Origin of the sequence: Actinoplanes sp. G11-F43 (genome assembly GCF_050589265.1) — a bacterium.
Classification (GTDB): domain Bacteria; phylum Actinomycetota; class Actinomycetes; order Mycobacteriales; family Micromonosporaceae; genus Actinoplanes.
In genome coordinates this window covers 50,808-68,838 of the sequence record NZ_JBNZCE010000050.1, presented here as the reverse complement: position 1 = coordinate 68,838, position 18,031 = coordinate 50,808, and the positions used below count along the sequence as shown (strand labels likewise).

The following is an 18,031-nucleotide window of genomic DNA, read 5'->3' as shown; positions in this document are numbered from 1 at the left end:
GACCTCTGAGCTACGGCTAGCCGACGATCTTGGCGGTTGCGTGACTGTGCCGGTTGTGGGGGCTGTCGCGGTTACGGTTATCGCCGTTGCGGACGGTGAGCCATGCCCGCCGGGAGCGCACGTTCTCTGGACGTCTGCGCGGGCCGGTCCTATGGCGACCAGGGCGTCGCCCGGTTCACGGACCGTGTCGCCTTTCCTGACCCGGCACGCCGACACGAGCACACACTCAGCCGCCGTATACGCGAACCGGCAGTTAGGGCCCCGCACCACACCGGCACACCGACCGCGCGCACACGCTCGGCCGGCGGGTGCGCGAGCCGGCAGTTGGAGGGGTGCGCCCGTTCTGGTATGCCGACGCGTGTACACGCCCGGTCGGTGGGTGCTTGTTGGGTCGGTGGTTGGGGGCCCGTGTCGTACCGGGAAGTGGGTTTGATCGGGGAATGAGAAGCGCCGCCCGGCGGGGGACCGGGCGGCGCTTCATACCGGGGGTGGGGAAAGACTGGGGTGGGGAAGGACCGGGGGCGGGCGGCGGCCCTTCAGGGAGAACGTTCTGCCACGCCGGCGGGGAGACAGAACGTTCTGCCCAGGAGAGCCCGGGTCAGCTGCCGATCTTGACGTTGAAGATCGGGTTGGTGGCGAGCTTCTGGAAGGCGGCCAGGCTGGCCTTGGTGCTGTCGATGCTGATGTCGCGGTCGCCCTGGTCGTCCTTCTTGGTGTCGAAGTGCACGATCGCCTTGATGGCGGGGCGCTTCTTCAGCTCGGAGATGACACTGTCGTAGACGGCGTTCTTGTCGGTGAGCTTGCCGACGCGGTGGTAGGCGCCCCACTCGGCGATCATGACGGGCTTGCCGGCGTGCTTGGTGACGGCCCAGTCGTAGAAGCCGAGGCCGCCGCCCTTGGGCTTGCGGTCGAGCAGGTCGGCGAACTTGCCGTAGTGGTAGTAGCCCTTCTCGACCGACACGTAGGAGTCCAGGCCGATCCAGTCGACGACGTCGTCGCCGGGGTACAGGTCGGCCCACCACTTCTGGGCCATCCACTTCTCGTTGCCCATGTAGGCGACCACGTTGATCGCGTTGTCGACGCCCTGGGCACGCAGGCGCTCGATGGTGTGGCGGTACATGGCGGCGAAGTCCTTCGCCTCCATGCCGGAGCCCTTCTTGGCGATGACGTCGTTCTCCGGCTCGTGGTTGAGGACGAGGAAGAACTTCTTGCCGAACTTCTTGGCGCGGGCGGCGAACGCGTCGATGCGACGGTCCTGCTCACCCTTGGCGACCTTGGCCCAGTTCGAGCCGTAGGCGATCTTCCAGTTGAGCAGGAGGACGCGCGGGTTCGCCGGGTCGTTGGTCATGGCGATCTCGGCCTTGGTCGGGAACGCCTCGTCACCCTTGTGGTACTGGTGGAACAGGGTGGCGGTGCGGCCGCTGGCCTTCTCCCAGGTCTTCAGCGCCTGGTCGCGGGGCGTGCTGGTGAAACCACCGGCCGCACCGCCCCAGAGGACGTTGCAGGACGGAACGAGCTTGGCGTCGGTGACGCAGGTCTTACCGGCGGCCTGAGCGGCGGCCGACGGAACAAGAGCGGCACCCGCACCGGCGATCACGGCGGTCAGAGCTGTCAGGAACTTCGGCAGCTTGGCCAGTCGCATTCAGTAACTCCCCCGTTTGTCCGGCTCGTTGTCGGCCGGGCATGTGAAAGAGATTCCAGGGCGGCGGGTGCCAGGCCAGTGCCCGTACCGGTGCCGGCCGGTTGCGGGTTTTCCGGGCCGAAGAGCGGGATCGGCTTGCGCCGCCGGGCCACGGTCTGTAGTTACAGGTCATGAGTTTGATCATCGACGGCCACAACGATCTGCCCATGAGGCTGCGGGAGTGGCACGGTTCCGGGGTGGCCGGGCTCGACCGGGAGCGGCCACCGCTGCACACCGACCTGCCGCGGCTGCGTGCGGGCGGGGTGGGCGGCCAGTTCTGGTCGGTCTTCGTGCCCTCCGATCTGCCGGAGGGGGTGGCGGTGGCGCACACCCTGGAACAGATCGACCTGGTGTACCGGATGGTGGCGGCCTACCCGGACGACCTCGCGGTGGCCTACACCTCGGCGGACGTGGAGCGGGCCATGGCGAGCGGCCGGATCGCGTCGCTGATCGGCGTGGAGGGCGGGCACAGCCTGGCCGGTTCGCTGGGGGTGCTGCGGTCGCTGGCCCGGCTGGGCGCCCGCTACGTGACGCTGACCCACAACGATCACACCGGGTGGGCGGATTCGGCACTGCCGGACCCGGTGCACGGCGGCCTGACGGCCGAGGGGATCGCGGTGGTACGCGAGATGCAGCGCCTGGGCGTGCTGGTGGACCTGTCACACGTCTCGGTGGACACCATGCACGCCGCCCTGGACGTGGCCGAAGCACCGGTGATCTTCAGCCATTCCGGGGTGCGCGCGCTCACCGATCATCCGCGTAACGTGCCGGACGACGTGCTGGAGCGGCTGCCGGACAACGGTGGCGTGATCCAGTTGACGTTCGTCGGCTACTTCGTGTCGGATGAGCTGAACGACTGGCAGCGGGCCGCCGACGCCGAGTGGGAACGGCTGGGCCTGCCCGCGGCGGACACCACCTGGCCTCGTGCCCCGCGCCCGGGTGAGCCGGAGACGGCGGTGCCGGTGCAGCGGGTCCGGGAGCAGGCCTCCGAGCCGGCGTTCCAGGGCTGGCTGGCGGCGAATCCGAAGCCGGTGGCGACGGTGGCGCAGGTCGCCGACCACGTGGAGCATGCCCGGGAGGTGGCCGGAATCGATCACGTCGGGATCGGTGGCGACTTCGACGGCACCCCGGAGGTGCCGGCTGATCTGGCCGACGTGTCCGGCTATCCGCGGCTGTTCGCCGAGCTGGCCGGCCGGGGCTGGTCGGAGGCCGAGCTGGAGCGGCTGGCCAACCGGAACATTCTGCGGGCCCTGCGGGACGCCGAGGAACACGCGGAGGAACCGATGTGGCCGCGGTGACGCTGGGCGCGGATCCGCCGGTCACCCCCAGATCGGGGTGGCCGGCAGATCCGCAGGCCGGGTGCCGCCAGCCTTCTGAGCTGGCACGGCGGGTGCGGCCGGTCGCCTAGCGGTGGTTGCCGCTGGAACGCCGAGAGCCTACGTGCCGGCGCCGGCCCAATGTGTCAGGGGTGTTAAAAGTGCGATCATCGCCACGGAACGCGGAAACCCCCGGCGTGCGAACCGCGCGCCGGGGGTTTGCCGTTCGGATCGCGGTCCGGCGGCCGGGGGACGGTCCCAGCCTGCCGGTACGGATCCATCGGGCCGGCCCTGCGGCCCGAGGTCTGACCTGAAGTGATCAGTGGTGGAAGGCGCTGTGGACGGCGTCGCCGCCCCGGCGCCCGGCGTCCTGCCGGCTGAGGATCGCGTGGATCTCGCGGGTCTCCTCAGCGGTGTGCCGGCCCAGCATCAGGTCGAGTTCGGTGCGCTCGGCGGCGGTGCGGAACGCGGCGAGCTCCGCACTGAGCTGCCGGTGGGCCCGGCGCTCGGTGAGTCGGTGAGAGATGGCGGTCCGGGCGTTGCGGATGAACTGCATGGCGAACTCCTCGACGGATAGTGACGGATAAAGCCTCGTCGCTTCCGGGTACAACAATCTCCCAGGTTTCCGTCATCCCCAAATCCACCAGGTAAAACTCTCAAGATGAAAGTGACCGCCACCACTGGAATCCGGTAACCCACGTCACTCTGCGTTGCTTAAGCGCTGGTCACGACGGGTTGGTGACGTCCGTTACGGGATGGCGGTGACCGACTTCGCCGTGACGGTGCCGTCATCGGCCGCCGCGCCCTCGATCGTCACCGACTGACCGGCTTTCACGTCGCTCAGTTCGCTCTTCGCGGCGGTGCTGACGGTGGTGTCGCCATCGGTCTTGACGGTCACGACCGTACCGTCGGCGGTCTCGACGTAAATGGTCTTGCCGTTGACGAGTTTGACCTTGCCGGTGGTGTTCTGTGCCGGTGCGGCCGTCTCCCCGCGCGACGCGCCGCCGGGGAAGCCTCCGCGCGTCGGGAATCCGCCGGTGGACGCCGTGGTGGTGGTCCCCCACTGCTTCTGGGCCTGCACACCGCCGAGGAAACCACCCATCAGCAGGACGGCCACCCCGAGCACCACGGTGCCCTTGTTCCACCACTTCTTGGGTGCCGCCGCGGCGAGTTCGGCGGAGAGGCCGTCGTTCGTCAGGGCGGGCAGGATCGCGGTCTCGTCGTTCATGATTTCCTCACTCGTAGCGCAGCGCGTCGATCGGACGCAGCCGGGCGGCACGGGCGGCGGGCAGGCCGCCGAAGAACAGGCCGATCGCGACGGACACCCCGACCGCGAGCCCGATGGAACTGGGCACGATCACCGGCTGGACACCGACGATCTCGAACCGGCTGCCGATCAGGGCGGCCGCCACGCCCAGGCCACCGCCCAGCACACTCAGCAGCGTCGCCTCGATCAGGAACTGGGTGAGGATCACCCGGCGGGGCGCACCGAGGGCTTTGCGGATGCCGATCTCCCGGGTCCGTTCGGTGACCGTGACCAGCATGATGTTGGTGATCCCGATACCGCCGACGAGCAGGCTGATCGCGGCCACCGCCCCGAGCAGCGTGGTGAACGTGTCGGCGGTCTCGGTCTGCGTCTCCAGCAGCGAGGACGCGTTCTGGATCCGGTACGGCGTACTGGTCGACGACGAGTCCACGTCCAGTCGCTGGTTCAGGATCGTGGACACCTGTGACTGCGCCGCGTCGACCCGCTCCGGATCGGCCGCCTCGACGATGATCGAGGTGAGGGCGCCGTACCCGGTGAGCACCTGCTGGACCGCGGTGAGCGGGGCGACCGCCGTGTCGTCGGCGTCGTTGAACCCGGTCGAGCTCTTCTCCGCCAGCACCCCGACGATGGTGAACAGCGCCCCGCCGACGGTGACCTGCTCGTCGATCGGGTCGACGCCGGGGAACAGCTCCTCGGCCACCGTCGGGCCGATCACCACCACCCGCCGGCCCTGGTCCACGTCGTCGGCGGTGAACCCGGCGCCCCGGCCGACCGGGGTGGTGGAGGCGGTGAACCAGCTCGGTGTGGTGCCGACGAAGGTGGCCACCGAGTGGTCGGCACCCTCGTAGGTCATGGTCGCCGACGACGAGCTGACCACCGGCGACACCGACCGGACGTCCGGCGCCATCTCCGGGTCGAGCAGGGCGTCGGCCATGTCCCGGGTCAGTGCGGTGCTGCTGGAACCGCCCCGGCCGGTGCTCATCACGGTGATGGTGTTGGTGCCGAGCGCCTCGATCCGGTCGCTGATCGCCTTGGCCGAGCCGTTGCCGACCGCGACCAGCAGGATCACCGCGGCGACCCCGATCAGGATGCCGAGCATGGTCAGCGCGGACCGCAGTCTGTTGGCGCTCAGACCGCGCAGCGAGAAACGTACGACCTCGAAGAAGTTCATCGGAGGGCACCCACCGGGCGCTGGTGGATCGGGGACTGCCGGACGTCACTGACGATCGAGCCGTCCACCAGCCGGATCAGCCGTTTGGCGCGGGCCCCGACCTCGTCCTCGTGCGTGATGATCACGATGGTGCGGCCGGCCGCGCTCAGGTCGTCGAAGACCCGCAGCACATCCTCGGTGGACTTGGAGTCCAGGTTGCCGGTGGGCTCGTCGGCCAGCAGCAGCGCCGGCTCGGTGACCAGCGCACGNGCCACCGCGACCCGCTGCTGCTGGCCGCCGGAGAGCTGGTTCGGCTCGTGGCCGGCCCGGTCCGCGAGGCCGACGACGTCCAGGGCGGCCATCGCGCGGCGCCGCCGGTCCTTCGGCTTCACACCGGCGTACGCCAGGGGCAGCTCGACGTTGGCCACCGCACTGGTCCGCGGGATGAGGTTGAACGCCTGGAAGATGAAGCCGATGAGCCGGTTCCGGGCCAGGGCCAGCTGACCGTCGGAGAGCCGGCTGACGTCGACACCGTCCAGGAGGTACCGCCCGGAGGTGGGGATGTCGAGCGCGCCCAGGATGTTCATCAGCGTCGACTTGCCGGAGCCGGACGAGCCCATGATCGCCACGTAGTCGCCCCGGTGCACGGTCATCGTGGTGCCGCGCAGGGCGTGCACGGTGGCCTCACCCGTACCGTAGATCTTCTTGAGGTCGGTGACCTGGAGCACCGGGCGGGCGTTCACCGACCGCCTCCGCCGCCGCCGGGACCGCCGCCGCCGCCCGGGCCACCGCCGCTCATGCCGCCGAAACCGCTGCCGCCGCCGGGGAATCCGCCCTGCTGGGAGCCACTGGTACTGGTCGAGGTGGCCTTGACGACGACCTGCTCACCGGCGGTCAGGCCGGAGGTGATCTCGGTGGCCGTGTCGCCCTCCAGACCGATCTCCACCGAGCGGTTCTCCTGGGTTCCGTTCGCGATCACCGTCACCGTGTGCCGGTTGCCGACCGTGGTGAGCGCGGCGGCGTTGACCAGCACCACGTTCTCCCTGGAGCCGGTGGTGACCGACACCGAGACGGTCTGGCCCACCTTCGCACCGGCCGGCACCTCGTCCAGGGTGAGGGTGACGCCGTAGGTGACCACGTTGTTGTCCGTGGTGGCCGACGGGTCGATCGCGGCGACCCTGGCGGACTGCTCGACGCCGCTGAGCGCGTTCCAGGTGACCGTGGCGGCCTGCTTCTCCTTGAGGCTCGTCGCGTCCGCCTCGGCGAAACCCGCCGAAACCTGCATCCTGGTGAGATCGGCGATCTCGATGAAGCCGGCGTCGTCGCCGCCGCTGGTGGAGGCGCCTCCCCCGAGGGTGCCGTTGACCGCCGTCACCGTGCCGGCCATCGGGGCGGTCAGCACCGTTCCCTCGACGCCGGCCTCCGCCTCGTCGACCTTCAGGGCGGCCGACGCGACCTGGTTCTCCGCCTCGGTGGTGTCCGAGTTCGCCGCCTCGGCCCGGTCCAGGGCGTCCTGAGCGGCGTCCAGATCGGCCTCGGCGGCGTTCAGCGCGCGCTCGGCGGCGGCCGGATCGACCTCGGCCAGGGCCTGCCCCTTCTTGACCTTGTCACCGACCTTCACGCTGATCGCGGTCACCGTGCCGCTGGTCTCGAAGGTGGCACTCGCGGTGCCGGCGCTCTCCAGGGTTCCGTCCGCGGTGGCGGTCCTGGTGACGGTGCCCTGCTGGACGCTGACCGTGCGTTCGGAGGCCGCGGCGGCCGTCCCCCCGTCATCGGATCCGGAAAATGTCTCGTACACCGTGCAGGCCCCGGCGACGAGCACGACGCCGATGACGGCGTTGACCACCCATGACGGGTGGCGGCTCAGGCGTACCTTCATGACCGCACACTCTGGGGCGCGGGGCTATGAGGAGCTTCGGGACAACCTGGGAGCCGGCTCAAAGACTCACGGCGAGTCACCGACAGCGGGGAGTGTCACCCGGAAGGTCGCGCCACCGCCCGGGGTCTCGCGCAACTCCACCCGGCCGGCGTGCACCCGCACGATCGCGCTGACGATCGCCAGGCCCAGGCCGGAACCCCCGCCGCTGGCCCGGGAGCGGCTCGAATCGGCGCGGTAGAGGCGCTCGAAGACACGGTGGGCATGCTCGGGCGGGATCCCCGGGCCGTCGTCGGACACCTCCAGGACCGCGCTGCCGCCGGCCAGACCGACACGTACCGTGATGGTGGTTCCGGTCGGGGTGTGGTTGAGCGCGTTGGCCACCAGGTTGGTGGCCACCTGCCGCAGCCCGTGGTCGTCGCCGAGCACGGTGGCCGGTTCGAAGGTGTCCTCGTCGTCGGAGAGACCGGCCAGCAGCACCTGGCGGTCCGGCGTCCGGGCGTGCGCGTCCCGGATGGTGTCCGCGGCGATCTCCAGCAGGTCCACCCGGCGCAGGTCCAGAGTGCGCTGCTGATCCATCCGGGCCAGCCGCAGCAGGTCCTCGACCAGCACCGCCATCCGGGCCGACTCGGACTCGATCCGGCCTATCGTCTCGTCCAGCTGCGGGCCGGGCGGGGCGCCACCGCGGCGGTACAGCTCGGCCCAGCCGCGGATCGAGGTCAGCGGGGTGCGCAGCTCGTGCGAGGCGTCCGCGACGAACTGGCGCAGCCGCTGCTCGGAGGAGGTGCGGGCGTCGACCTCGGCCTCGATGCGGGTGAGCATCGCGTTCAAGGCCAGGCCCAGACGGCCCGGTTCGGTGTGCGGGTCGGTGCCCGGCACCCGGCCGGACAGGCTGCCGGCCGAGATGTCGGCCGCTACCCGCTCCATCTCGGTCAGCGGGCGCAGGCCCAGCCGGACCACGAAGGCGGCGCCGAAACCGAGGGCGGTCAGCAGCAGGAGCATCACTCCGGCGTCGATCAGGATCAGTTGTTCGGTGGTCTGCTCGACCTCCACCAGGGAGTAGCCGACCAGGGCTCGTTCGCCGGTGTCGCCGAGGTCGACAGTCAGGACCCGCCAGCCGGAGCCTGCTGTGGAGGGGACGGTGTAGGGCTCTCTCGTCGAGCGGATCGCTGTCGTCGCGGGGCGGGTATCGTCTACCGGCGAGCTTCGGGTGGGGTCCAGGGAGCCGTCTGTGCTGTAGAAGTACAGGATTTGATCGGGGCCGAGGCCGCGGAAGCGTCCTGGCCGGGGACCGAAGCCGTTAGGCGGCATATCGGACAATGGCCGACTTATCGCGATAAGTTGGTCGTCGATGCGGTCTTCCAGATATTTCCTGATCAGCAGGACCCCGGCGATGTTCGCCGCCAGGAGCGCCAAACCGGATAGCACCGCTACTACTACGACGAGCCGGGATTTGAGAGTCCGCGGAATCATTCTTCGCCGGTACGCGGCAGACGAAGGGCGTACCCCACTCCCCGCACCGTGTGGATCAGCGGCGGCCCGCTCCGGTCGATCTTCCGCCGCAGGTAGTAGACGTAGGATTCCACGATCCGCCCGTCGCCCCCGAAGTCGTATTTCCACACCCGGTCCAGGATCTGCGCCTTGCTGACCACCCGGCCCGCGTTGATCATCAGATACCGCAGCAGGTTGAACTCGGTCGGCGACAGGTCGATCAACCGGCCCGAGCGGCGCACCTCGTGCGCGTCCTCGTCCAGTTCCAGGTCCGCGTACCGCAGCACGCCGGTGTCCTCCTGCGGCTCCTCCGGCTGGCTGCGGCGCAGAATCGCGCGTATCCGTAGCACTACCTCCTCGAGACTGAACGGCTTGGTGACGTAGTCATCCGCGCCGGCCGACAGTCCCAGGATGCGATCCTCCACCGCGTCCCTGGCGGTCAGGAACAGGACCGGGACCCGATGCCCGGCGGCCCGCAGCCGCCGCGCCACCTCGATCCCGTCGACATCCGGAAGCATCACGTCCAGGACGATCAGATCCGGCTCGAACTCCTGCACCGCCAGCAGCGCGCCGTGCCCCGACTCGGCCACCCGCACGTCGAAGGCGACCAGCCGGAGCGTCGCGCTGAGCAGCGCGGAGATGTTCGGCTCGTCGTCGACGACCAGGACGCGAGGGGCCGCTGTCACGGGGCTTCGGGTGACGAGCGTTTCGGAGGAGAGCACCGTACAGAACTATCAGCGTTCTCTTTGAATCAGCTATGAACTACCAGGACCTCGCCACCGAGTCCGCCTCGGAGACACCCGAGACGATCTCGGTGTACCGGTCGCCGCGAAGCCCCAGCTTCACGGCCACCTCGGCGCCGTCCCTGAGCACGGTGCCGTCCTCCCCTCGCACCCCGTGCACCGCGGTACTGGGCACACGCAGCACGTTCTCCTTGCTGCCGGTGGTCACCCGGACGCCGGCGCTCTGCCCGACGAGCAGTTCCTTCGGGGCCTCGTCGAAGGAGAGCAGCACCCCGAAACGGGTCAGCGTGCCGTCACTCGTACCGACCGGGTCGACCTGGACCACCGTCGCGGCGAACGTCTCACCGGCCCGGTCGGCGAGGGTGACGACAGCCTTCTGGGCGACCGCCAGCCGGTCCGCGTCGGCTTCCGGAAACGACGCGCCGATCTGCATGTCGTAGACGTCGGCCAGGGTGATGAACGTGGAGCCGGCCTTGGCGGCGGCGCCGACCTTGCCGCTCACGGTGAGGATCCTCCCGGCGATCGGGGCGGTGATGGTGGCGCCGGCCAGCGCCTCCTCGGCCTCCGCCAGGGTGACCTGGGCGGCGTTGACCCGCTGCTCGGCGCTCAGCACGGCGTCGCCGCCGCCGCTTCGTGAGGCGCCGCAGGTCTTGGTCGCGGCCGGCCGGGACGGAGTGGTGGTCACGGTACGGGACGGCGCCGGCGCGGCGGTGGTCACCGACGGGGACGGGCCGGCCGGGGCCGCCGACGGCGACACCGACGGTGACGGCGAGACGCTGGTGGTGTAACCGGCAGCAACATCACAACCGGTCACCGAGGTCGAGGTGGTGCGCGCTTCCGTCAACCGCTCCCGGGCGTCGGCGAGGGCCTCCGCCGCGTCGTCCACCCGCTCGGCGGCGGCCGTGCCGTCGACGGTGGCCAGCACCTGCCCGGCGGTCACCGTGTTCCCGGCCCGTACCCTCACCGACTCCACCGTGGCCGACACCGCGAACGACAGACTCCGCGTCTGCGCCGCCTGCAACGTCCCGGTGGTGGCCACCTCGGTGGTGACCGCACCCTTGTCGACAGCGACGGTCTCCACCGCCGCCGGCCCCTCCGCTCCGGCACCGGCCGTCAGCGCCCGCACCGCACCGACGGTGAGCACCACGACCACGACGGCCACCACGGCGAGCCAGACCTGACGCCGGCGACCGGCCAACACGACACCCATGGTCACCGAGTGTGGTGACCGGTCCTCGCCGCCGGCTCGGTCCCGCCTGGGAGTTACCTCGGAGCGCTCTTAGGTAACTCCTAGCAACGTCCGATGTCCCGCACAGGTGTGGGCTGTTTCGTTCACACGTCCCCGCCCCACATCCTCAAAGGAGCTCGACAGTGCCGGTGATCAGTTCGAAGGCGCCCCGGCGCGCCGCAGCGGTCTTCGCGGTCTCCGTGGCCATGCTGTTCACGGCGGCCTGCGGCGGTTCCGACGAGACGAACACGGACAGCAACGGCGGCACCGGCCAGAACGGTGGCGGTAACAGCGCGTTCGCGGCCTACATCAGCTGCCTGAACGAGAACGGCGTCACCATCACCATGCCGTCCGGCGGCCCCGGTGGCGGCGGTGGTCCCGGTGGCGGGACGCGCCCGTCCGGAGCACCCGACGGCGAACCCGGCGCGCGCCCGTCCGGAGCACCCGACGCCCGTCCCTCCGGCCAGCCGCGCCCCTCCGGAAGCGCTGGTCAACGCGGTGGCGGCGGCTTCCCCGGCGGTGGCGGCGGCTTCAGCAAGCCGGACGGCGTCGACGACGCCACGTGGACGAAGGCCCAGGAAGCGTGCGCCTCGCTCCGCCCGAGCATGGGCCCGGGCGGCGGCGGTCAGCGCGGCGGCGGCAGCGACGACGGTGACGACAGCGGCGACACGGGCGGTAACGGAAACGGAGCGACCGCCGCGTACCAGAACTGCCTGCGGGAAAACGGCGTCACCGACACCACCGACCTGGACACCTCGGACGCCACGGTCAAAAAGGCAACAGAAACCTGCGAAGTTCTCAAACCCTGATCGAGTACGCCCCACCAGAACGGTCCCGCCTCGTCCCCGCGACGTGAGCGCAACACCGGACCGTCCGGCGACCGCCGGGCCGAACGCGAGACTCACCGGCTCGGCGGTCCTCCATACCGGACGCTCACCGGCCCGGCGGCCCCGACGTTCCGCGCACCACCAGCCGCGGTGAGATGATCACCGATCGGGGCCCGGCCGGGGTGCCCTCGATCCGCTCGACCGCCCGCTCCACCGCACGGGTGGCCATCGCGTCCACGTCCTGGGCGATGGTGGTCAGGTCGATGTGCGCGAGCCGGCTCAGGCTGGTGTCGTCGTAGCCGACCACGCTCACATCCCCCGGCACCCGCAGCCCGTCCCGGCGCAGCACGTCCAGCAGCCCGGTGGCGCTCAGGTCGTTGAAGACGGTCACCGCGGTCGGCGGGCCGGCGAGCAGCCGTTCGGCGGCCCGGGCCCCGTCCTCCTCCCCGGATCCGCCCGGGATCACCCGGATGTGCTGGTCCAGCCCGTGCCGGCGCATCGCCTCCTGGTATCCGGCCCGGCGTTCGGCCGACCCGTGCAGGGTGCCGCCGTCGATGTGCGCGATCCGCTGGTGCCCGAGCGACACCAGGTGGTCGACGGCCTGGTGCGAGCCGAGCGCGTCGTCGTTGTGCACCACGTCGACGTCCTTGCGGCGGGCACCGCGCATCATCGCCACCACCGGCAGCCGGGCCGCGATGGTCGCCAGCTCGGAACTGCGCAGTTCCCCGCCGAACAGCACGATCGCCTCGCACCGGTCCTGCAGCAGGTCGCCGACCGCCGTACGCTCGCCGCGCCGGGGGGTGACCGCGCTGAGGGTCAGCTGGTAGCCGGCCCGCTCGGCCGCGTCGTACAGCCCGGTCAGCAGATCGTGGTGGAAGGGGTGGCGCACGTCGAAGACCACCCCGAGCAGCCGGCTGCGGCCACTGCGCAGCAGCCGGGCCCGGGCGTCCGGCTGATACCCGAGCCGTCGCGCCACCTCCTGGACCCGCTCCCGGGTGGCCGCGCCCGCACCGGGCGCCTCCCGCATCACGATCGACACCAGCGCCACCGACACACCGGCCTCGGCCGCCACGTCGGCGAGGGTGACCCGCCTCTCCGCAGAGTGCATCCGGCGATCGTACGGTGTGACGTCTAGAACGTTCTATCACCACCCGGACTAGAACGTTCTAAGGTGGCGTCACGTGGACACCCTCACCCCCGGCCGACGCTGGGCCGCACTCCTCGCCCTGTCGCTCGGCGGCTTCGGCCTGGGCCTGACCGAGTTCGCCGCGATGGGCCTGCTGCCCGAGATGGCCGCCGACCTGCTGCCCGACACCTATGCCCGTTCCACCGCCGACGGCCTGGCCCAGGCCGGCTGGATGATCATCATCTACGCGCTGGGCGTGGTGGCCGGCGCTCCCACGATCGCCGCGCTGACCGCCCGGATGGCCCGTAAGCGCCTGGTCCTGGTGCTGTTGGCGACGTTCCTGGTGGGCACTCTCGCCTCGGTGGCCGCCCCCACCTTCGAGCTGGTGCTGGCCGGCCGTTTCGCCGGCGCGCTGGCCCACGGCGCGTACTTCGGTGCCGCCGCCATCCTGGCCGGCCGTATCCTGGGCCCCGGCAACCAGGGCAAGGGTTTCGCCATCGTGCTGGGCGGCCTGACCGCGTCCAACCTGCTGGGCGTACCGCTGGTCACCGGTCTCGGCCAGGCCCAGGGCTGGCGGGTGGCGTATCTGGTGGTGGCCGCGGTCTTCGCCCTGAGCCTGCTGGCCGTGGCCTGGACCGTCCCGGCCGTGGCAGCGGCACCCGGTGGTTCCCCGCGTGCCGAACTCCGCGCGTTCCGCTCCCCGAAGGTGTGGCTGGCCAGCCTGGTGGTGGCGGTCGGCACGGCCGGCTTCTTCGCGGTGAACAGCTACATCGCCCCGCTGACCACACAGGTGACCGGCCTGCCGGACAGCGCGGTCCCGTACGTGATGGCTTTGATGGGCCTCGGCATGACGGTAGGCATCGCAGCGGGCGGCGCCGCAGCCGACCGGGACATCCGCCGAACCATCCTGTACGGCTTCGCCGCCATCGTGGCAGCGGTGATTCTCTTCGGCCTGCTGGCGGGCCTGACGTGGGCATTGTTCCCGGCCGCCTTCCTGGTCGGCGTGACGAGCGCATTCATCGGCCCCGCTCTCCAGTCCCACCTGATCGAGTCGGCCCCGGGCACCCAGCTGATGGGCGCCGCGGTGAACCAGTCCGCCTCCAACGTGGCGAACAGCCTGGGCGCCGCCCTGGGCGGAGCCGCCATCGCCGCGGGCTGGGGCTACCTCTCGTCGGTCTGGATCGGCGCGGCCCTGGCCGCGACAGGCCTGGCCTTGGCCCTCCTGAGCTTCCGCTCAACCACCCCGACCCCGACCCCGGCAGCACCGGCCACCGAGCCCTCGCCCGAAATCCCGGCGACCGCCCCGGCCCTGGCCTGATCCGAGCCGCCGGGCGAAGCGAACCGTCAGCGCCGCGCCCCAGCCCTCTTTCCTCGTCATCCGCGAGGTGTCTCGCATTACTAGAACGTTCTATTCCGCCGACGACTAGAACGTTCTAGAGTCTCGGGATGTGGAGACACTGACCGCCGGCCGCCGTTGGGCGGCACTGATTGCCCTGTCGATGGGTGGCTTCGCGCTCGGGCTCACCGAGTTCGTCGCCATGGGGCTGCTGCCGGAGATGGCGCGCGACCTGATGCCCGAGGCCTACGCCGCCTCGGTTCCGGACGCGCTCGCCCGCACCGGCTGGATGATCACGATCTACGCGCTCGGCGTGGTGGCCGGCGCTCCCACGATCGCGGTGCTCAGCGCCCGGGTGCCGCGCCGCCGTCTGGTGCTCGGTCTCCTCGCTCTCTTCGTGGTCGGCACCACGGCGTCCGCGCTGGCGCCGACGTTCGAGCTGGTGCTGGCCGCCCGTTTCGCGGCGGCCCTGGCACACGGCGCCTACTTCGGCGCGGCCGGCATCCTGGCCGCCGACATCCTCGGTCCGGGCAACCACGGCAAGGGCGTGTCCATCGTGATCGGCGGCCTGACCGCCGCGAACCTGGCCGGCGTCCCCCTGATCACGGTCCTCGGCCAGTCCCAGGGCTGGCGCGCGGCCTACCTCGCGGTGGCGGCCGTGTTCGCGCTCAGCCTGCTCGCGGTGCTGACGACCGTGCCCCCGAGTGAGGCCACGCCGGGCGGCTCGCCCCGCGCCGAACTCCAGGCCTTCCGCTCGCCCCAGGTCTGGCTCGTCGCCCTGGCCGTGGCCGTCGGCACCGCCGGTTTCTTCGCGATGAACACCTACGTCGCACCGATCACCACCCACGTCGCCGGCCTGTCCGAGAGCACCGTCCCATGGGTGCTGGCCGCGATGGGCCTGGGCATGACGGTCGGCATCGCGATCGGCGGGGTGGCCGCCGACCGTGACCTGAAGCGCGCCATCCTGCTGGGCTTCGGTGGCCTGCTGACCGCCGCGGTCTTCTTCGGCCTGGCCGCCGCTCACCCGATCGGCCTGTTCATCGGCGCGTTCCTGGTCGGCGCCGCCAGCCTGTTCATCGTGCCCGCCCTGCAGGCCCGCCTGATCGCGGTGGCCCCCGGCGCCCAGTTGATGGGCGCCGCGGTCAACCAGTCCTCCCTGAACATCGCCAACGCCATCGGCGCGGCCCTGGGCGGAGCCGTGATCGCCGCCGGCTGGGGATACCTCTCCTCCGCCTGGCTGGGCGTCGGCCTGACGATCATCGGCCTGCTCCTCTCCCTGTTCAGCTTCCGCCTGGACACCCGCACCACGACCCGCACCCCCGAGCCGGCCACGGCCTGACCAACCCGTCCACAGCCCGCGCCGGCCCCAACCGGTCCACCGCCGGCTCTGTTAGCGAGTTCAGGCGCCACCCTCGATGGTGACGGCCCAGTCCCGCGGTGACTGTTCGTGCGGTCCTTCCCTGGTGCCCGCTGGTGTTCCGGAGGGAGCGAGACCCGTCCCCACTGGACACCGGCATCGCCCACGCGGCGGGCAAGCGCTCAGTCAGTGATTCCGCCGTCGGCCAGGATCCGGTCCATCAGGTGTACGGGCAGGCGGGGGTTGGCCGACGCCGCGCCGGTGGTGTCCGGGTCGTCGAAGAGCTGGAGCAGGCGGGGCACCGGCAGGCGGTGATCGTCAGCGACGGACGCCCGCACCGACATGTCGGGGTCGTGGCTGAGCCGCTCGATCAACGCCTCCGGAGCGTCCGGGTCGAGCCGGGCCAGGGCACGCGCCCGTGGATCGGTGGAGGAGGCGTGCCGGGCCAGGCCCGTACCGGGAAATGCGGGGTGACGTGGGAGATCGCTGTCCGGGACCGCCAGATGGACCTGGACCAGCAGCTCGCCCGGCAGGTCGGTCCGGTGCTCGCAGAGCCGCAGGCGGACCGTGATGTCGTCGTCCTCGGCGAGCGCCGCGACCAGATCAGCCGGCAGGTCCGGGTGGCAGGCGGCGCTGCGGCGCAGGGCGGGATGCCGGGAGCCGGCGCATTCGCGCAGTTCGGTGGGGCCGGCCGCGAGCACCCAGTCCAGGATGGGCGTCTCGGCCGGCGTCGGGTGGTCGATTGCGGCCCGCTGTTCCTCGGTCAGTCCGGGACGCATCGAGACTGCCAGCCGGACCTGCGGCGACGGGTCGGCGGCCAGAGCCGTCACCCACGCGTCCGGAAGCTCCGGGTCGGCGGCGGCGATCGCCCGATCCCACGGCGCCGCGCCCGAGGCCATCTCGACGGCACGCTCCCGGGCAGGACCGGCACGCACGACATGATCCGGGCCGAGACGGTCGCGCCCGGCATGCCGCTGACCGGTTTCGGCGTGCGTGACGTGTTCTCGGTCCGGCGTGTCCGGCTTGGCGGATTCGCGGTCCAGGAGGGCCTGGGCCGCGGCGGCGATGCCGGGCTGCGGGTCGCGGGCGAGCCGGGCGACCACGTCACCGGGTACGCCGGGGAGAAAGGTCAGCATGTCGCGCACCACCGGCTCCGGATGGCCGGCCAGGCGGTGGTACGCCCAGTCCGGCAGCGGGTCGGCCCAGCGCGACGGTGGGCCCTCCAGGACCGCGTGCAGCACCCTGATGCTCAGGTCGCCGATGAGCCGGGCCCGCTGTGCTCCGGTCGCGCCGGGGCTCTGGGCCAGGGCCTCGCGCACCTCCGGATCGGGATGACCGGCGAGCACGTCGAACGCCTCGTCGTCCCAGACCGCACGGGCGGTCAACTCCCACCGGTCCAGTGGGCCGGTGGTGGCCAGGCGCCGCAGCGCCTCGGCCGGGAGGGCGGGATTGCGGGCCAGGCCGCGCAACCGCTCACGGGTGATGTCGCCGGACAGTCTCTCCTCCTCGGTGAGATTCAGACCTTACGGAGCACCCCGGGATCGTTCCAAATGAATAGAGCCGGACCAGTGAATGAACCACCGGCCCGGCCCTTGAGACCAGCGGTTACCCGATCGGGCAGCTGCTGCGGTAGTCGGAGATCGCCAAGCCGCCCGGACCCGGGCAGAGGAACTGGCCGTAGCGGGTGTCGTCGTCGACGAACCGCTTCAGCCACGACACCGCCTGGACCGCGGTCTCGGTGTCGACGGCCTGCGGGAAGAAGTGGCTGGCGTTGTTGAGTTCCAGGTACGCCTTCTCCGCCGACGCCGGAATGCTCGTGTAGAAGGGAATCGAATGGCTGGCCACCGGTGCGATCGCGTCCGCCTCGCCACCCACGATCAGGGTCGGCACCCGCAACTCGGACCAGGTCTTGTCGGTGTTCCACGGCGCCAGCGGCAGCGCGGCCCGCAACGACGGCCGGTCACTGGCCGCCTCCAGGCTGCCGCCGCCACCCATCGAGTGCCCGCCGACGGCGAGCCGGGACGCGTCGACCCGGGTCCGGACCGAGCTGCGCTGGGTCAGGTGATCGAGAGCGGCAAGCAGTTGATCACCACGGGAGCCCGGCTGGTCGGCGGTGGTGAGCGTCTCGATGCCGATCACCACGAAGCCGTGCGAGGCCAGGCGCGGCCCCAGCCAGGAGATGCTGGACCAGTAGGCGGTGAAACCCGGCGAGATGGCGATCGCGCCGAACGTGCCGTCCGCGGTCGTCGTCGGGTAGTAGATCTCGCCGCCGCCGAACCCGGTCGCCGCCAGGCGGGAGACCGAGGTCTGACTGACCGCGTACGGGCCACGCGAGGCCCGGAGTGCGGCGAGCGTCGGCGCCGGGCCTCGCTGGTAGGGGTTCGCGGCCAGCTCGCCGGAGTTCGCGGCCGGCGAGTCCCGCTCGGAGGAGCCGGTGGCCTGGGCGACGGTCGCTCCCGGGCCGGCCAGCAGAGCCAGGGCGGCGGCTGCGGTGATCAGCAGGCGGCGGGCCCGGCGGGGTTCGGATGTCCGGTGCACGTCGATTCTCCTTACCGTGGGGAATCAGATCGACGAGCGTCAGTCTCAGCAGCGTGCAGGCCGGTACGCATCGGCAGAATCGCCTGCGCCCCGTC

Annotated in this window: 16 protein-coding genes; 4 read left to right on the top strand and 12 right to left on the bottom strand. The window is 71.1% G+C overall.

Annotated elements, in window-relative coordinates:
• Nucleotides 1–598 precede the first annotated feature (598 nt).
• Nucleotides 599–1,642 carry a glycoside hydrolase family 26 protein gene (locus tag ACQ0O7_RS40540; protein WP_430790950.1) on the bottom strand — a complete coding sequence of 348 codons (1,044 nt, stop codon included), beginning with the start codon at nt 1,640–1,642 and terminating at the stop codon, nt 599–601.
• 170 nt (nt 1,643–1,812) lie between these two features.
• Between ACQ0O7_RS40540 and ACQ0O7_RS40535 the strand changes: the two genes are divergently transcribed.
• Nucleotides 1,813–2,979, top strand: coding sequence for a dipeptidase (locus tag ACQ0O7_RS40535; protein WP_430790948.1), 1,167 nt, complete (start codon nt 1,813–1,815; stop codon nt 2,977–2,979).
• A gap of 337 nt (nt 2,980–3,316) precedes the next feature.
• Here the strand turns inward: ACQ0O7_RS40535 and ACQ0O7_RS40530 are convergent, their stop codons facing one another.
• The 8 genes from ACQ0O7_RS40530 to ACQ0O7_RS40495 form a co-directional block, all read right to left on the bottom strand.
• Nucleotides 3,317–3,553, bottom strand: a complete 237-nt coding sequence (locus ACQ0O7_RS40530) for a hypothetical protein (RefSeq protein WP_430790946.1) — start codon at nt 3,551–3,553, stop codon at nt 3,317–3,319.
• A 192-nt stretch (nt 3,554–3,745) separates the two neighbouring features.
• The gene (locus ACQ0O7_RS40525; protein ID WP_430790944.1) at nt 3,746–4,225 is read right to left on the bottom strand and encodes a hypothetical protein; all 480 of its coding nucleotides are present in this window, start codon (nt 4,223–4,225) and stop codon (nt 3,746–3,748) included.
• Nucleotides 4,226–4,232: 7 nt separating this feature from the next.
• On the bottom strand, nt 4,233–5,435 hold the full coding sequence (locus tag ACQ0O7_RS40520; RefSeq protein ID WP_430790942.1) for an ABC transporter permease: 1,203 nt from the start codon (nt 5,433–5,435) through the stop codon (nt 4,233–4,235).
• A complete protein-coding gene (locus tag ACQ0O7_RS40515) occupies nt 5,432–6,157 on the bottom strand; it encodes an ABC transporter ATP-binding protein (RefSeq protein WP_430790940.1) in 726 nt (241 codons plus the stop codon). The genes ACQ0O7_RS40520 and ACQ0O7_RS40515 overlap by 4 nt, the downstream gene beginning before the upstream one ends.
• Nucleotides 6,154–7,293, bottom strand: a complete 1,140-nt coding sequence (locus tag ACQ0O7_RS40510) for an efflux RND transporter periplasmic adaptor subunit (protein ID WP_430790938.1) — start codon at nt 7,291–7,293, stop codon at nt 6,154–6,156. Before ACQ0O7_RS40510 ends, ACQ0O7_RS40515 begins: the two co-directional genes overlap by 4 nt.
• A 66-nt stretch (nt 7,294–7,359) precedes the next feature.
• Complete coding sequence (locus tag ACQ0O7_RS40505) at nt 7,360–8,763, bottom strand: sensor histidine kinase (RefSeq protein ID WP_430790936.1); 1,404 nt, start codon at nt 8,761–8,763, stop codon at nt 7,360–7,362.
• The gene (locus tag ACQ0O7_RS40500) at nt 8,760–9,467 is read right to left on the bottom strand and encodes a response regulator transcription factor (protein ID WP_430790934.1); all 708 of its coding nucleotides are present in this window, start codon (nt 9,465–9,467) and stop codon (nt 8,760–8,762) included. Before ACQ0O7_RS40500 ends, ACQ0O7_RS40505 begins: the two co-directional genes overlap by 4 nt.
• A gap of 76 nt (nt 9,468–9,543) precedes the next feature.
• Nucleotides 9,544–10,734 (bottom strand): efflux RND transporter periplasmic adaptor subunit, encoded by a 1,191-nt coding sequence (locus tag ACQ0O7_RS40495; protein ID WP_430790932.1) that lies wholly within the window; start codon nt 10,732–10,734, stop codon nt 9,544–9,546.
• A gap of 161 nt (nt 10,735–10,895) precedes the next feature.
• Here ACQ0O7_RS40495 and ACQ0O7_RS40490 point away from each other — a divergent pair, with 161 nt between their 5' ends.
• Nucleotides 10,896–11,561 carry a hypothetical protein gene (locus tag ACQ0O7_RS40490; protein ID WP_430790930.1) on the top strand — a complete coding sequence of 222 codons (666 nt, stop codon included), beginning with the start codon at nt 10,896–10,898 and terminating at the stop codon, nt 11,559–11,561.
• Nucleotides 11,562–11,685: 124 nt separating this feature from the next.
• On the opposite strand, the gene ACQ0O7_RS40485 is transcribed toward ACQ0O7_RS40490, so the two are convergent.
• Nucleotides 11,686–12,687, bottom strand: a complete 1,002-nt coding sequence (locus tag ACQ0O7_RS40485; RefSeq protein ID WP_430790928.1) for a LacI family DNA-binding transcriptional regulator — start codon at nt 12,685–12,687, stop codon at nt 11,686–11,688.
• A gap of 73 nt (nt 12,688–12,760) precedes the next feature.
• Between ACQ0O7_RS40485 and ACQ0O7_RS40480 the strand changes: the two genes are divergently transcribed.
• The gene (locus ACQ0O7_RS40480; RefSeq protein WP_430790926.1) at nt 12,761–14,023 is read left to right on the top strand and encodes an MFS transporter; all 1,263 of its coding nucleotides are present in this window, start codon (nt 12,761–12,763) and stop codon (nt 14,021–14,023) included.
• 130 nt (nt 14,024–14,153) lie between these two features.
• Nucleotides 14,154–15,380, top strand: coding sequence for an MFS transporter (locus tag ACQ0O7_RS40475; RefSeq protein ID WP_430790924.1), 1,227 nt, complete (start codon nt 14,154–14,156; stop codon nt 15,378–15,380).
• Between the two features lie 200 nt (nt 15,381–15,580).
• Here ACQ0O7_RS40475 and ACQ0O7_RS40470 read toward each other — a convergent pair whose 3' ends face one another.
• Together ACQ0O7_RS40470 and ACQ0O7_RS40465 are read right to left on the bottom strand one after the other, a co-directional pair.
• On the bottom strand, nt 15,581–16,867 hold the full coding sequence (locus ACQ0O7_RS40470) for a hypothetical protein (protein ID WP_430790922.1): 1,287 nt from the start codon (nt 16,865–16,867) through the stop codon (nt 15,581–15,583).
• A 136-nt stretch (nt 16,868–17,003) separates the two neighbouring features.
• The gene (locus ACQ0O7_RS40465) at nt 17,004–17,936 is read right to left on the bottom strand and encodes an alpha/beta hydrolase family protein (RefSeq protein ID WP_430790920.1); all 933 of its coding nucleotides are present in this window, start codon (nt 17,934–17,936) and stop codon (nt 17,004–17,006) included.
• Between the last annotated feature and the right edge of the window lie 95 nt (nt 17,937–18,031).